We start from the raw sequence: 14,937 nt of genomic DNA on the forward strand, positions 1-14,937 counted from the left end.
TCATTGGTAGAAATTGTATTTCTCGTAATCTTGCAAAATGGATCTCATTTCGTCTGCATCTTCTCCAAAAAAGAAAATGGTTCCATAATGATTACCAAATCCTACCCGTTCTGCCACTTTGGATGTAACAGGAATGAACATATTATGGTTTACAAAAAAAGGATGGTTTTTGAGATTATTAGGTATGTTCAGCTTTTCAACGACTTTTACATTAGGATAGACCATGAGATTACCAGAATACCCTCTTGCTGATACCACTTCCTCAGGGAAAAATGCCGCAATTTCTTCTTCGGTTGTCTCTGGGTCACAACAAAGCACTTGGCCTTGATAAGGGCTGAACCCATATGCGTTTTCAATATGTTCAAAAATATGCCCGCCTGGAATACGGTTCGCTACCTCGCCAAAGCTCAGGATCCCATCTTGAGTAATGAAAAACTCAGGATGAATAATGCCATATCTGACTTCAAAAGCATCCACAAGTTTCTCAATCGCTTCCCTGATTTGGGGTCTCCATTTTTCAAGTGAAGGAGAAGCTGGTACGAAGTTGGAATGTCCTAACTTTACATATTCAGTAATATTTAGGAACCTTACCTTTCCATTATGGATAAAGGCCTCGCAAGAGAATTCTTGACCTTCTAGGTGACTTTCCATTAGTAACGGGAATTCTGAATCGTCAATTTGGTCAATATCTTCTAGTTTTCGAATCATGTAATGTCCGACTGTGCCTGCCTTATCAAATGGTTTAACGTGAATAGGGGCAAAGTCATCCTCATCTATATTACAAAGTGCATCATTAATTCTTTTTAAAAAATAACGGATATCTTCCTTGTTGTTTGCTTCTTCAAATACTCCAACACGGATTCCGGCAAGTTGGGCTTTACGCTTCATCAAGCCTTTATCCCGGAGCAGCAGAGATTTATGGAAAATGCGCGGGTTATTCCAGAGCCTTGCATTTATGGCACCTGCCCACTCGACCGTTTCTTCGTATATCGGTACTGCTACTGTTGTATTAAGATCCTTTAATTTTTCATAGAGTTCATCCGCCCGTTCCTCTAAGTGGCAGAATACCCATGGGACAAACTGGATGCCATGGGAGTCAGCAAAACTTTGAAATTCAGGTGGACCAACGACCAAAAATGGTCGATTCATTTTGTCAATTGCTTCAATTGCTTGCAGGCTCCAGCCAAGTATTGCCGTTAATTTTCCATTGTTCTGTTTCATTTGAATTAACTCTCCCTATTTAGAAATATATAAAAGATCCTAACAGCCCTATAGTAGCAAAATTTAATATTGTAATTTTCAGATTTACAAAAATAGTACAAATACTTCAAGCTTGCTTAACAAAAGATTTACAATGGGTAACTAAAATGGAGGAGACATCAGAATTGATGATTTTATCTTCAAATATTCGGGCAAAGGGGTATTAGGATGAGCGACTGGTATGCGAGATTGACTGATTATTTTCCAGAAAAAGAAATGAAATCTAAAGAGCATTTTGAAATCCTTTTTCAAGAAAAACAAGGAATCTATCAATTAGAGGAAAGCCAAGACCATGTACTAGTTTACTTCGAAAAGGCTGATTTTATCTTCATAGATTATATACTAGTGGCTCGAAACAACAGAGGAAATGGGAGAGGACGTATGATCCTTGACCAATTGAAACGAAAAGGAAAAGCAATCATACTTGAGGTTGAACCAGTTACTCTTGTAGATCCCGACTCGGAAAAACGAATAAGATTTTATGAAAAGAATGATTTCCTGAAGATGGAATCGATTAGGTATGAAAGAATCCATATGGTCACGAATGAGTTGAATAAGATGGACATTTTTTGCTGGTCGCCAGTACACAGAACAGAACACTGGGTGTATGACCAAATGAAAGAAACTTATACGGAAGTCCATGCTTTTAAAGCCAGGGAAATGTATGGGCGTAATCCCCAACCTGATTCTGAGGTCCTTTGGCTGAGAGAATTAACGAAAGTTATGATTGGTTAATGTATTTGATAAGTGCTTTAAAATGAATATAATTGAAACCAAAACCGTGCTTGTTCGTATATATAGGATAAAGATTTTAAGGAGAGTTGAATATTGTTTCTAGCAGAACTACATCAGGAGGAAAAAGAGGCTTTTCTTGAACTGGCCCACCTTATTGCAACAATCGATGGAAATGTATCTATATATGAATTTTCTATTCTTAACAAATACACAAACGAAACGGGACTTGAAGATTATCAATTAAAGGGCCTCGCAATGGAGGATATTCTCAAGAAATTCAAAACGGAACGCGCACGAAATATCGTGTTAGCGGAGCTCTTTAAACTAATCTATTCAGATGGAGTGTTTCAAAATGAAGAAAGCGAAACCGTCAACTTAATTAAGGCGCATTTCGGCTTTAATTCCAGTGAATTTGGAAGTTTCAAGGATTGGGTTGGGAAAATTAAGGAATTATCAAATTCATAGTGGTGCCATTTACGATATAACCTTTGTTTATGCCTTTAATAGGTCTGAACAAAGGTTTTTTTTCGTGCTGAATGCAAGGGGAATGTTAATAATCAACGAATAGTTTTTACAAGTAATAAGAATAATATGGAAAAAAGGAAATGTAAAAATGCAGAATAACTTAAGATTTAGTTCCATTGTGTATGTCATTTTACTATCTGTAGGCCTTTTTGCACATGTTGAAGTTATCCCGTTCCTATTGAATACAGCAAAAAGAGATTCTTGGGTCAGCATTTTATTAACGTTTATCATTCTGCCTATATGGATTTATGTTTTATACAAGATTGTTTCCATCCTAAACAAACGGTCAATAATTTCTCTTTTAAAAGATCATGGGAGCGTATTCAGTTATTCGATCCTGCTTTTTCCCTTAGCTTTATATATGCTCCTTGATGCTTTTGTGACGTCAAAAGAAATTATTTATTGGTCACAATTGAGCTATATGCAAGGCTTTAACAGTTTTACTCTTGGATTTGTACTGCTTATTTTTTGTTTGCTTTGCACTGAATCGGGATTGTTTTCCATTGGTCTCTTAAGCAGTATTCTTTGTCCGATCGTTCTTTTTTTAGGCTTTTTTATTTCACTTGCTAATATGAAGAAAAAACATTATGAACTGCTATTCCCATTGTTTACTGATGGATATTTGCCAGTCACTAAGGGTCTCCTGTATACTTCCTTACCTATTTTAGAGTTATTTATCATTATTTTCTTAACTCCTGTTTTACAAAAAGCGGTAACAAGAAAACAGCTATTCATAGTTGGGATGATCATTATTGGATTAATGCTGGGACCTACCATTGGGGCAATTGTTGAGTTTGGCCCGGCAACGGCTGCTAAATATCGATACCCGGCTTATGAACAGTGGCGCATAATTTCCATTGGGAGATATTTTTCCCACGCCGATTTTTTTGCGATTTTTCAATGGTTTTCAGGAGGAGTTATTCGAATTAGTTTATTTGTCTTCATTGCAAGCCGGATTCTTACAAAAGGAATAGCAAATATAAAAGTTGTAAGGATGATCTACGCTGCTCTTTTTATAGTTTGTATTTATCCATTTGACCAGAGCCCTTTTGCGACCCTGGTCTATGGATATTTCCGGCCTATATCTTTCTTTTTGTTAATCATACAAATTTCAAGCATAACAATCTATATTGTGAAGAATAAACAGAAATGGCTAGAGGCGGGGTTAAATCATGAATGAATATTTATTTTCTATTGAAAATCTGCAAAAACTATTTAATTATTCATCTGATATTAAAATTAAAGCAGATCAAAATGCTCCCAATCCGGTCATCTTTGTTTATTGCATACCTTTAACAGATGCAAGTCTGGTTCAATCTGTCCTTTTGCCTTCCAGTGAACATCCCAACTCCATTTATCAATCTCTCCAGATGGAGATTCTGGAAAGAGAGGAAACTACTTCCGAAAAAATCGAGGAGGCCATTTTCTCGGGGAAACTAATGGTTATTCCTTCAGGAGAAATGATTTATTTTTATAATATTAGTAAATTTCCAACCAGACAGCCGGATGAATCTGTTGCAGAAGTTTCAATTCGAGGACCAAAGGATGGGTTTGTTGAAGATATTACGACCAATCTTGGTTTAATTCGTAAAAGGCTGCGTACGTCCTCTTTGGTCATTGAAAATTACACGATCGGCAAAAGAACCAATACAAGGGTTTCACTTCTTTATATTAAGGATATCATTAATGAACGAATATTGAGTGATATAAAAGGCCGGCTTACAGCTTTAAACGTTGATATATTAACAAGCACTTCGATGTTGATGGAATATTTAATGGAAAATAAATTTACGCTCATTCCAACGATAGACTATTCAGGCAGGGCTGATTTCGTCGCAGAATCAATCAATCAAGGGAGATTTGCCATTGTGGTTGATGGTGCTCCAACAGTATTAATCGCCCCTGCGGATCTTTCTTTCCTATTTAAATCACCTGAAGACGAAAATACCAGTTTTTATTTCGCTTCATTGGAACGAATCTTGCGCATTTTAGGGCTTTTTACGACAACTTTTCTGCCGGGTTTTTATACGGCATTGATTACACATAATGTAGGGCAATTACCACTTCCGCTTATTGCCACTATCACAACTTCTAGATTAGGCCTGCCGTTTTCACCATTGATTGAAGTCCTGCTCATGCTTGTTATGTTTGAGTTATTTAAAGAAGGTGGAGCCCGTCTGCCGAAGGGAATTGGTCAAACCGTTGCCGTTCTTGGCGGCTTGATTATTGGTGATGCGGCAATTCGCGGGGGGATTACTTCTCCGACAATGCTCGTTGTCATCGGAGTAACAGCCATTTCCAGCTTTACACTTGTTAATCAGTCTTTATCAGGAAATATCTTTTTCATTAGAATATTTGTTTTGATCTTTAGTTACAGTATGGGAATTTATGGTTTTTTTATAAGTTTTATGTTCGTTTTGCTCTATTTAACAAGGTTGAAGTCTTTTGGGGTTCCAGTATTAGCAGAAATCTCTTCGCCAGAAGGAAAGGATATCCTGTTCACGTTTTTAAGAATCCCATTTTCCTTTATGAAAAAACGAAATGCCTCTTTAAATATTAAAGATGGTACAAGAACAGGTGAATAGATGAGGAAATTATTATACATTACCTTTGCCATGATGCTTCTCTCAGGCTGTTCTAAAATACACGAAATCCAATTCCAAGCCTATGCAGTGGGGATAGGAATTGATTATAAAGCTGATGAATATCACGTGGTTATGCAGTTTTTAGACTTTTCGAACGTAGCTAAAACCGATCAAGGTAAGAGTGATAAGCCTAGTCCTATCTGGTTAGGAGTTGGAAAAGGCAAGACGGTTGAAGAAGCAATTGTTGAAATTTATCATGGTATACAAATTCCTGTAAATTATGATCAGATAAGTTTATTCGTTTTTGGAAAGTCTTTATTGGAACAAAGGTTAGGACATACCCTCAAGGCATTGGATACCAATTTCAATATTCGTGTAACGGGCATGGTCTATGGTACAGAGAAACCAATTGAAGAAATTTTTACTTCGCAGGTTCCTTTTAATTATGCATTCAATAATGCCAGGATTAATCAGCCCGAATATATGCAGCAGCAAGAATCAACTATTCCGACTATTTCCTTGCAAGAATTGATTTATCAATTTGATGAAAAAACAAAAACCATATTGCTGCCAAGCATCTCTGTTAATGAAGAGAATATAAAGCAGAACTTGGAGAAATTTCCTGTGACTATTTTTAATGGTGCATATGTCTTGAAAGATGAAAAAATGAAGGGTTTTTTAACAAACAAGGAACTTGAAGGTTTTATCCGCGTGAACAATAAGGCGGTACGATCGCCTGTGATTATTACTGAAAGGAAAAATGGGGAAGAGGATCATGTTCAAATAGAATTATTAAATCCTAAGGTCAAAAGAATCATGAATAAAGACAACAATGAGGTTCAGGTTGGATTGGATATAAAGATTTCAGCTATAGTCAGAGAATCTGATCATGCCATCCTTGCTCCAAGAATGAAAAGGCAGATTAAAGAGAAAATTAGAGAGCGTGTATATGAAGCCTATGCAAATAGCCAAAAAATCGGGGGAGATATATATCAATTCGAGGACTATATGTATCGATTTATGTACGATGACTGGATGAGGTATCATAAAAACGGGAAATTCCCCATCTTAAATAAAACAGACATTCATGTAAAAGTAAGGCCGCTAAAAAGTATAAATAAAATAAATGCTGGGATTCCTCTCCCCTTAAAATAGGGGGATTGATGCCATTAATAAAATTAGGAAAAATAGTACTATTAGCTTAAAAGACGTCAAACTTGATAGACGTCTTTTTATTTGTCTGTTTTTGTAATATTATGTAATTTTATTCAATTTTCGATCAATTCCAAGCGAAAAAATGGTACTTTAATACCATATTTTTAATATGTTTGTAATATTTAGTATATTTAAATTATAATAGTATTAAAATAATATTTTAATAGAAAGGGGTATTTGGGTGAAATTATATGTTTCCGTGGATATGGAAGGAATCACTGGCATGGTTGACCATACCCAAGTTGATTATGGCAAGCATAACTATGAGCGCAGCCGCATTATTATGACGGATGAAGCAAACCATGTCATTACAGCTGCTTTTGATTCAGGATGTGAAGAAGTAGTCATAAATGACAGCCATTCAAAAATGAATAATCTATTAATTGAGAGACTCCACCCTGAGACACAACTTATAACTGGCGATGTGAAACCATTTTCAATGGTCCAAGGGTTAGATAAAACCTATACGGGGGCGGCCTTTGTTGGCTACCATGCCCGCGCAGCCTTAAGAGGGGTCATGTCCCATTCCATGATCTTTGGGGTCCGCAATATGTACATCAATGATGTAGCAGTAGGCGAATTAGGATTCAATGCCTATGTCGCAGGATATTACGATGTTCCTCTTCTAATGGTAGCAGGTGATGACCGTGCAGCCTTTGAGGCGGAGCTACTGATTCCGGATGTGACAACCGCAGTTGTAAAGGAATCTATTTCAAGGTCTGCTGTCAAATCGTTAACGCCGGCAAAAGCAGGGCAGCTGCTTCGTGAAAAAACGGCCATTGCACTTAACAATAGAGGTAAAGTGAAACCGCTTACACCACCGGATAGGCCGCTTCTAGCGATTGAATTTACCAATTATGGGGAAGCGGAATGGGCAAATCTAATGCCAGGCACAGAAATCGTCCCAGAAACGACGATTGTTCGTTTCCAAGCGAAAGACATATTAGAAGCATACCAAGCAATGCTAGTAATGACGGAATTGGCGATGAGAACAACATTCTGTTAGGAAGTGTGGACAAGCATGAATACATATTTCATTAAACGTATTGCCGCGATGATTATTACGTTATGGCTCATCATTACAGCAACCTTTTTCTTAATGCATTCAGTACCAGGATCACCATTTAATGAGGAAAGAACAACCAATGAAGCCGTACAAAAGAACCTCGAAGCCTATTATCATCTAGATCAGCCTCTCTTAGTCCAATATGGGAATTACCTAACTGCACTTGTCAAATTAGACCTCGGACCTTCGATAAAAAAATCATCTCAGACTGTTAACGACATGCTGGGGAGAGGATTTCCAGTATCATTTGAACTTGGATTTTATACACTTTTAGTCGCAATTTTTTCAGGCATATTACTTGGTGTATTAGCTGCCTTGCGCCATAACGGTATCATCGACTATGTGGCGATGAGCATTGCAGTCCTGGGAATTTCGATTCCGAACTTTGTCATGGCTACATTTTTAATTGAGGAGCTGGCTGTAAGATTTCCGATATTCCCAGTCGCTACATGGACTAGCCCGAAACATATGGTATTGCCGATTTTAGCGCTGGCAACAGGACCAATGGCAATTATCGCCCGCTTAACGCGCACAAGTATGCTCGAAGTATTAACCCTGGATTACATTAAAACGGCGAAAGCAAAAGGCCTATCCCCAGTGAAAATTGTTTTTAAACATGCCTTAAGAAATGCTCTATTGCCAGTTGTGACGGTTTTAGGTTCATTAGCTGCCAGTATCTTAACCGGTACGTTTGTTATTGAAAAAATATTCGCAATTCCCGGGATGGGGAAATACTTTGTTGACAGTATCAATACACGTGATTATCCAGTCATTATGGGAACAACCGTCTTTTATAGTGCTATTTTGATTCTTATGCTGTTAATCGTCGATCTCGCTTATGGGGTGTTAGATCCACGAATTAAACTCCATAAAAAGGAGGCGAAATAATGGAGCTGCGGAAACAGGAAAACAGAAATATTTCGCCAGATGTCCCTGATGAATGGTTTGTGCCAAAAGCACGAAATCAAACAGAAGCAGAAGCTGTCATAAGACCGAGCTTGTCGTACTGGAAGGATTCCTGGCTCAGGCTGGTAAAAAATAAGCTGGCGATGGCAGGTTTGGTATTCTTGGCCTTTCTAACCTTATTGGCTATTTTCGGACCAATCATTTCACCCCATTCGGTGGAAAAACAATCGTTAACACTGCAGAATTTGCCTCCATCTAGTAAATATTGGTTTGGTACCGATGATTTAGGTCGCGATGTCTTTACCAGAACCTGCTATGGTGCGCGAATCTCATTATTTGTTGGGTTGATGGCGGCCCTGATTGACTTTGTTATTGGAGTTGTCTATGGCGGTTTTTCCGGGTATAAAGGTGGCCGAATCGATAACTTAATGATGCGATTTGTGGAAATCCTCTATGGACTTCCGTATTTACTCGTTGTTATTTTAGTCATGGTCGTAATTGGACCGGGATTGACAACTATTATTCTTGCATTATCGATAACCGGCTGGGTCGGGATGGCGAGAATTGTCCGCGGACAGGTCCTGCAAATAAAAAACTATGAATTTGTTTTAGCATCGAAAACGTTTGGCACGAAAACAGCACGTATTATCCGGAAAAATTTGCTGCCGAATACGATGGGTCCGATCATTGTTCAAATGACACTAACGATTCCGTCTGCTATTTTTGCAGAAGCATTTTTAAGCTTCATCGGCCTCGGCATCCAAGCACCGCATGCAAGCTGGGGAGTAATGGCGAATGACGGTTTATCTACTATTCTCTCAGGATACTGGTGGCGTTTGTTTTTTCCAACCCTGTTCATTTCATTAACGATGTTTGCGTTTAATGTTCTAGGTGATGGATTGCAGGATGCCCTTGATCCGAAACTGAGGAGGTAACATCATGGAGAAAATTCTTCAAGTGAAGGATCTGCAAGTATCCTTTTTAACTTATGGAGGGGAAGTAAATGCCGTCCGCGGTGTCAGCTTCGACCTGCATAAAGGTGAAACGTTAGCCATTGTTGGTGAATCAGGCTGTGGAAAAAGTGTCACTTCTCAAAGCATCATGAGGCTCATTCCTAGTCCTCCCGGAAGAATAACGGGCGGAGAAGTCCTTTTCAAAGGCACGGATTTAATTAAGTTAAAAGAGCCAGAGTTGCGGAAACTTCGTGGTTCTAATATTTCGATGATTTTTCAAGATCCAATGACCGCTTTAAATCCAACGCTTACGATTGGTGAGCAAATTATGGAAGGAATTATCCAACATGAAAAGATATCACGGGACGAGGCAAAGAAAGCAGCCATCGAGATGCTTACTCTTGTGGGAATTCCTAGTCCGGAGCAGCGGTTAAAACAATATCCCCATCAGTTTAGCGGAGGTATGAGGCAGCGAATCGTCATTGCCATGGCGCTTGTGTGCAAGCCAGATGTATTAATTGCCGATGAACCTACAACCGCACTTGATGTTACCATTCAAGCACAAATTCTGGAGTTATTTAGAGATATCCAAAAGAAAACAGGGGTATCGATTATCCTGATTACTCACGATTTGGGTGTAGTTGCACAGGTTGCTGACCGAGTTGCCGTGATGTATGCAGGAAAAATCGTGGAAATAGGGACAAGGCGGGAAATCTTTTACCGATCACAGCATCCATATACAGTGGGATTACTTCAATCTGTACCACGGCTTGACATGGAAAAGGGAGAACTCGTTCCGATACCAGGAACACCGCCTGACTTATTTTCCCCACCTGTTGGATGTGCCTTTTCGGCACGCTGTCCCTATGCGATGGAAGTCTGTGATAAAGCATACCCGTTTAAAACCCAGTTAAGCAGCCATCATCAAGTAGATTGCTGGCTTCAAGACGAACGGGCTAAAAAATTGGTTTCAACATTTGTTTAACTATAAAAATCACTGAGGGGGAAAGTCATGAAAAAGTTTATGACAATGTTGGTAACTTGTTTGCTGGTTTTTGCTTTAGCAGCTTGTACAGCAAATAAGGATGCCGGAAGTGAGCCGAAAAAGGATGATGGAAAAGGAAAGTCAAAGGAAAAGGTAGAAAAAGTTCTTAACCTAAATAACAGTCAAGAGCCAACATCTTGGGATCCTGCCATTGGATTCGATGCTGTTTCTTGGAATTCATTAAACAACATTATGGAGGGTCTGACTCGTTTGGACCAAACCCATGAACCAAAAGCTGCAACCGCTAAAAGCTGGGATGTTTCAGAGGACGGAAAAACCTATACCTTCCATATTCGTGACAATGCGAAATGGTCAAATGGTGACGATGTTACTGCTGGTGACTTTGTATTTGCTTGGAAACGTCTTTTAGATCCAAAAACAGGATCCTCTGCTGCCTTTTTAGGATATTTCATCGAAGGCGGCGAAGCATTTAACAATGGAAAAGGAACAGCTGATGATGTAAAAGTAAAAGCGGTTGATAATAAGACGTTTGAAGTAACCTTAACAAGCCCGCAGGCTTATTTCTTAAGTGTTATTGCTAATCCTGCGTTCTTCCCAATCAATGAAAAAGTAGCAACAGCTAATCCAAATTGGTTTGCTGAAGCAAGTTCATTCGTGGGTAATGGTCCTTTCAATCTAACGGAGTGGAACCATGATAGTGATTTCACCTTTACAAAGAATGATAAATATTGGGATGCTAAAAATGTTAAATTAGATAAAGTTCATTGGGCAATGGTGGATGACCCAAATACAGAATATCAAATGTTCAAGACAGGGGAGTTAGATACGTCTGATGTTCCTGCAGAACTTGCTGACCAGTTGTTTAAAGAAGGCGATGTGAAGGTAGAAGACCAAGCAGGTGAATATTTCTACCGATTTAATCTTACAAAAGAACCTTTCCAAAACGAGAATATTCGTAAGGCATTCGCGCTTGCTGTTAACCAGGAGCAAATGGTTGACCTTGTAACAAAAAATAAGGAAAAGCCGGCTTACGGTTTTGTATCCTACGGATTTAAGGATGCAGCAGGTAATGACTTCCGTAAAACAAACGGAGACCTAATTAAAACGGATGTTGCAAAAGCAAAAGAACTGTTGAAAAAGGGTATGGAAGAGGAAAAATACACGAAGCTTCCTGAAGTAACGCTTACTTATAGCACAAGTGATGCACACAAGAAGATCGCTGAAGCCCTGCAGCAAATGTTTAAGGAAAATTTAGGTGTTGATGTCAAGCTTGCCAATATGGAAAGCAGCGTGTTTGCAACTGATCAAAAGGCATTAAAGTTCCAGTTATCACGAAGCTCATTCCTAGCGGACTATGCAGATCCAATCAACTTCTTAGAAAACTTTATTACTGGGTCTCCAATGAACCGCACAGGCTGGAGCAACAAAGAATTTGACCAATTAATAAAAGATGCAAAAAATGAAAAAGATGAAAAGAAACGTTTTGACATGATGTATAAGGCTGAAAAGGTATTATTTGATGCCGCCCCAATTATTCCTATTCACTTCTATAATCAAGTTTATTTACAAAATAAGGATGTAACAGGCATCGTTCGTCATCCAGTTGGATATTTAGAATTAAAATGGGCAGATAAGAAATAAGCGAAAGTCTTAATTTTAAATAAAAGGGATGTTCAGCTGAACATCCCTTTTACCCTAGAATCATAGACTAATAGATGGTGTCGAAAAGGGGTTTTCAAATGAATGTAGTAAAGCCAAATCGTCTTAAAGTAGGAGATACAGTTGGAGTTATTGCTCCAGCAAGCCCGCCGAATCAAGAAAATCTAGTACGTGGAATCACATTTTTGAAGGATTTAGGACTAAAAGTCAAGGTTGGAAAACATGTATCCCATATTAATGGTTATTTAGCCGGTTCGGATCAAGAAAGACTAGAAGATTTCCATGAAATGTTCGCTGACTCAGATGTTAAAGCTATTATTTGCGCCTGCGGAGGCTTTGGAACAGGAAGAATTGCCGAGCAGATTGACTATGAATTAGTTAAAAGGAATCCTAAAATTTTTTGGGGCTATAGCGATATTACTTTTTTACATACAGCCATTCGACAACAATCCGAGCAGGTGACCTTTCATGGGCCGATGCTTGCTTCGGATATAGGCAAAGAGGACACACACCAAATGTCTAAAAAAGGTTTTATGCAATTATTTGAGCCTTCCTCTTTCGTCTATACGGAACAGATTTCTCCATTAGACGTTTTAGTAGATGGTGAGGCAAGTGGAGAAATCGTTGGTGGGAATTTGTCGCTTCTAGTCAGCACTCTTGGAACAGACTACGAAATTGATACGAAGGGTAAGCTGCTGCTTATTGAGGATGTGAACGAAGAACCCCGGTCCGTTGACCGAATGCTAAATCAGCTTTATATGGCTGGCAAACTTAAGGATGCCAGCGGCATACTTGTAGGAGATTTTTGTAATTGTACACCACAAAGGAATCTTACCTTATCGTTAGAAGAAGTTATTGCCCATTATGTTCTGCTCGCAGACAGGCCGGCGATGAAGGGATTCATGATGGGGCATTGCACCCCGCATATCGCTATTCCCTTGGGTGTACAGGCATCCATGAATACGTATGAAAAAAAACTAATTGTCGATAGCGGCATCAAGTAAAGGATGGATAACCCATGATTATTGAGCAAATTGAAACATTCCGAGTTGCTGTTCCGCTAATTAAACCATTTAAAACGGCCCTTCGAACAGTGACGACAGCTGAATCCATTATTGTCAAAATAACCTGCGATAATGGGATGGTTGGCTGGGGTGAAGCCCCGCCCACCATTGTTATTACGGGTGATAGCCTATTGAGCATTGAATCGGCAATCCATCATGTGATCAAGCCATTTTTACAGAAGAAAAACTTGCTTCAATATGAGGTGATTTTTCAGGGACTTAAGACGCTTTTGGTTGGAAACCAGAGCCCGAAGGCTGCTGTAGATATGGCAATTTATGATTGTCTATCCCAATATTGCAAACTGCCGCTCTATCAATTCCTCGGCGGTCATAAAAAGGAAATGGAAACAGATTTCACCGTTAGCGTGAACGGACCAGAGGAAATGGGCGAGGATGCGGTTTCCTATATTCAAAAAGGCTTCGATGTCCTGAAGATAAAGGTGGGGAAGGACGATATCACTGCCGATATAGAACGGATCCTGGAGATTAGAAGGCGGGTAGGGAAAGATATTAAGATCCGTTTGGATGCGAATCAGGGATGGACAGTGAAGGATGCCATCCGGGCCATTCGTAAAATGGAAGACAATGATTTGCGGATTGAACTTGTGGAACAGCCGGTTAAAGCAGAAGATATTGAAGGTTTGAAGCAAGTTACGGATGCAGTCGACACGCTCATTATGGCCGATGAAAGTGTGTTTACCCCGAAGCAGGCCTTCCAAGTATTAAAAACAAGAAGTGCTGACTTAATAAATATTAAGCTGATGAAGGCTGGCGGAATCTATCAAGCCCAAATCATCAACCAACTTGCTGAAACATGCGGTGTCGAGTGTATGGTCGGCAGTATGATTGAAACCCGTCTTGGAATCACGGCGGCAGCTCACTTTGCTGCAAGTAAGCAAAATATTAACCGTTTTGATTTTGATGCACCGTTAATGCTAGCAAAGGAAATCGTGGAAGGCGGAGTTCAATATAATAATAGATTAATAACAATGCCGGAGTCTCCGGGACTTGGAATTAAGTGCATTGACATTGAGGGAGGGGTCTTAATTGGCTAAATGGATTGTAAATGTTCCGGTCGCAACTGTATGGACGTCCTTTGATTCACCACGGGAAATCGATAACGATGCAGTATCCAACCCTGGAAGGATTGAATCGTGGTTAGAGGGATTGACATATGAAACTAGGCTTGAATTATGTAACGAAAACCTTGTTCAAACACAAGTTTTATATGGTGAAGAAGTTGTAGTTTTAGAGGAAAATGGAGATTGGGCATATGTGATTATTCCTAGCCAATCCACCAGAAAGGAAGACCGCGGCTATCCAGGATGGGTTCCTAAAGCCCAATTAGTGGAGGCTCCTGATGGCTGGAATTTAACAGATGGACCGGTCGCTGTTGTTACCAGCCAAGAGGCAAAGTTGTATAAAGAGAATGATCCTTTTAGTATAGAACTCTCCTATCTAACAACAATGCCTTTCCTAAATGAACAGAATGGCAAGGTGTACGTCAAAACCCCAGATGGGACTGCTGTGCTAGATAAAGAGAATGTCGTTGTCTCCGATTCACCTCCAAGGGGAAATGGACGGGCGATTGTATCCGTAGGTGAGCAGTTTCTTGGCCTGCCTTATTTGTGGGGGGGGATGAGCAGTTTTGGCTATGATTGCTCAGGATTCAGTTACTCGATGTGCAAGGCAAATGGGTATGTGATCCCCCGCGATGCCAGTGACCAAGCAGCAGCAGGAGAAAAAGTTGAATTAACAGATATCGAACCAGGTGATTTATTATTTTTTGCCTATGAAGAAGGAAAGGGAAGAATCCACCATGTGGGCATTTATTATGGAGAAGGAAAATTGCTTCACTCCCCAAATACAGGAAAAACGGTGGAAATTATACCATTAGAAGGAACGATATACGAGCGGGAACTATGTGCAGCAAGACGCTACTGGGTTAAGACGGAGGCATAAC

General features: G+C 39.5%; 14 protein-coding genes. 13 read left to right on the plus strand and 1 reads right to left on the minus strand.

Annotation, left to right across the window (positions count from 1 at the left end; genetic code table 11):
* The gene (locus AC59HZ_RS12225; protein WP_496546099.1) at window positions 1–1,221 is read right to left on the minus strand and encodes an ATP-grasp domain-containing protein; all 1,221 of its coding nucleotides are present in this window, start codon (window positions 1,219–1,221) and stop codon (window positions 1–3) included.
* A 207-nt stretch (window positions 1,222–1,428) separates the two neighbouring features.
* Here AC59HZ_RS12225 and AC59HZ_RS12230 point away from each other — a divergent pair, with 207 nt between their 5' ends.
* The 13 genes from AC59HZ_RS12230 to AC59HZ_RS12290 all read left to right on the plus strand — a co-directional run bounded on the left by AC59HZ_RS12230 (window position 1,429) and on the right by AC59HZ_RS12290 (window position 14,936).
* Complete coding sequence (locus AC59HZ_RS12230; protein WP_496546100.1) at window positions 1,429–1,995, plus strand: GNAT family N-acetyltransferase; 567 nt, start codon at window positions 1,429–1,431, stop codon at window positions 1,993–1,995.
* A 93-nt stretch (window positions 1,996–2,088) separates the two neighbouring features.
* Window positions 2,089–2,460 carry a hypothetical protein gene (locus tag AC59HZ_RS12235; protein WP_496546101.1) on the plus strand — a complete coding sequence of 124 codons (372 nt, stop codon included), beginning with the start codon at window positions 2,089–2,091 and terminating at the stop codon, window positions 2,458–2,460.
* 148 nt (window positions 2,461–2,608) lie between these two features.
* Window positions 2,609–3,700 (plus strand): endospore germination permease, encoded by a 1,092-nt coding sequence (locus AC59HZ_RS12240; protein ID WP_496546102.1) that lies wholly within the window; start codon window positions 2,609–2,611, stop codon window positions 3,698–3,700.
* Complete coding sequence (locus AC59HZ_RS12245; RefSeq protein WP_496546103.1) at window positions 3,693–5,105, plus strand: spore germination protein; 1,413 nt, start codon at window positions 3,693–3,695, stop codon at window positions 5,103–5,105. Before AC59HZ_RS12240 ends, AC59HZ_RS12245 begins: the two co-directional genes overlap by 8 nt.
* On the plus strand, window positions 5,106–6,260 hold the full coding sequence (locus AC59HZ_RS12250) for a Ger(x)C family spore germination protein (protein WP_496546104.1): 1,155 nt from the start codon (window positions 5,106–5,108) through the stop codon (window positions 6,258–6,260). It abuts the gene before it with no gap.
* 241 nt (window positions 6,261–6,501) lie between these two features.
* Complete coding sequence (gene dppA / locus AC59HZ_RS12255) at window positions 6,502–7,326, plus strand: D-aminopeptidase DppA (protein ID WP_496546105.1); 825 nt, start codon at window positions 6,502–6,504, stop codon at window positions 7,324–7,326.
* 15 nt (window positions 7,327–7,341) lie between these two features.
* A complete protein-coding gene (locus AC59HZ_RS12260) occupies window positions 7,342–8,274 on the plus strand; it encodes an ABC transporter permease (RefSeq protein WP_496546106.1) in 933 nt (310 codons plus the stop codon).
* Window positions 8,274–9,227, plus strand: a complete 954-nt coding sequence (locus AC59HZ_RS12265) for an ABC transporter permease (RefSeq protein ID WP_496546107.1) — start codon at window positions 8,274–8,276, stop codon at window positions 9,225–9,227. The genes AC59HZ_RS12260 and AC59HZ_RS12265 overlap by 1 nt, the downstream gene beginning before the upstream one ends.
* A gap of 4 nt (window positions 9,228–9,231) precedes the next feature.
* Window positions 9,232–10,230 carry an ABC transporter ATP-binding protein gene (locus AC59HZ_RS12270; RefSeq protein ID WP_496546108.1) on the plus strand — a complete coding sequence of 333 codons (999 nt, stop codon included), beginning with the start codon at window positions 9,232–9,234 and terminating at the stop codon, window positions 10,228–10,230.
* 27 nt (window positions 10,231–10,257) lie between these two features.
* Window positions 10,258–11,892 carry a peptide ABC transporter substrate-binding protein gene (locus tag AC59HZ_RS12275; protein WP_496546109.1) on the plus strand — a complete coding sequence of 545 codons (1,635 nt, stop codon included), beginning with the start codon at window positions 10,258–10,260 and terminating at the stop codon, window positions 11,890–11,892.
* Window positions 11,893–11,990: 98 nt separating this feature from the next.
* Window positions 11,991–12,914, plus strand: coding sequence for a S66 peptidase family protein (locus AC59HZ_RS12280; RefSeq protein WP_496546110.1), 924 nt, complete (start codon window positions 11,991–11,993; stop codon window positions 12,912–12,914).
* Window positions 12,915–12,928: 14 nt separating this feature from the next.
* Window positions 12,929–14,029 carry a dipeptide epimerase gene (locus tag AC59HZ_RS12285; RefSeq protein WP_496546111.1) on the plus strand — a complete coding sequence of 367 codons (1,101 nt, stop codon included), beginning with the start codon at window positions 12,929–12,931 and terminating at the stop codon, window positions 14,027–14,029.
* Complete coding sequence (locus AC59HZ_RS12290; protein WP_496546112.1) at window positions 14,022–14,936, plus strand: C40 family peptidase; 915 nt, start codon at window positions 14,022–14,024, stop codon at window positions 14,934–14,936. The genes AC59HZ_RS12285 and AC59HZ_RS12290 overlap by 8 nt, the downstream gene beginning before the upstream one ends.
* The last annotated feature ends 1 nt before the right edge of the window (window position 14,937 follow it).

The organism is Neobacillus sp. DZ-9, from assembly GCF_059587065.1.

Coding starts and splice junctions, on each gene's coding strand:
- AC59HZ_RS12225 (WP_496546099.1), bottom strand. CDS start 1,221: ATGAAACAGAACAATGGAAAATTAACGGCAATACTTGGCTGGAGCCTG.
- AC59HZ_RS12230 (WP_496546100.1), top strand. CDS start 1,429: ATGAGCGACTGGTATGCGAGATTGACTGATTATTTTCCAGAAAAAGAA.
- AC59HZ_RS12240 (WP_496546102.1), top strand. CDS start 2,609: ATGCAGAATAACTTAAGATTTAGTTCCATTGTGTATGTCATTTTACTA.
- AC59HZ_RS12245 (WP_496546103.1), top strand. CDS start 3,693: ATGAATGAATATTTATTTTCTATTGAAAATCTGCAAAAACTATTTAAT.
- AC59HZ_RS12250 (WP_496546104.1), top strand. CDS start 5,106: ATGAGGAAATTATTATACATTACCTTTGCCATGATGCTTCTCTCAGGC.
- AC59HZ_RS12260 (WP_496546106.1), top strand. CDS start 7,342: ATGAATACATATTTCATTAAACGTATTGCCGCGATGATTATTACGTTA.
- AC59HZ_RS12265 (WP_496546107.1), top strand. CDS start 8,274: ATGGAGCTGCGGAAACAGGAAAACAGAAATATTTCGCCAGATGTCCCT.
- AC59HZ_RS12270 (WP_496546108.1), top strand. CDS start 9,232: ATGGAGAAAATTCTTCAAGTGAAGGATCTGCAAGTATCCTTTTTAACT.
- AC59HZ_RS12275 (WP_496546109.1), top strand. CDS start 10,258: ATGAAAAAGTTTATGACAATGTTGGTAACTTGTTTGCTGGTTTTTGCT.
- AC59HZ_RS12280 (WP_496546110.1), top strand. CDS start 11,991: ATGAATGTAGTAAAGCCAAATCGTCTTAAAGTAGGAGATACAGTTGGA.
- AC59HZ_RS12285 (WP_496546111.1), top strand. CDS start 12,929: ATGATTATTGAGCAAATTGAAACATTCCGAGTTGCTGTTCCGCTAATT.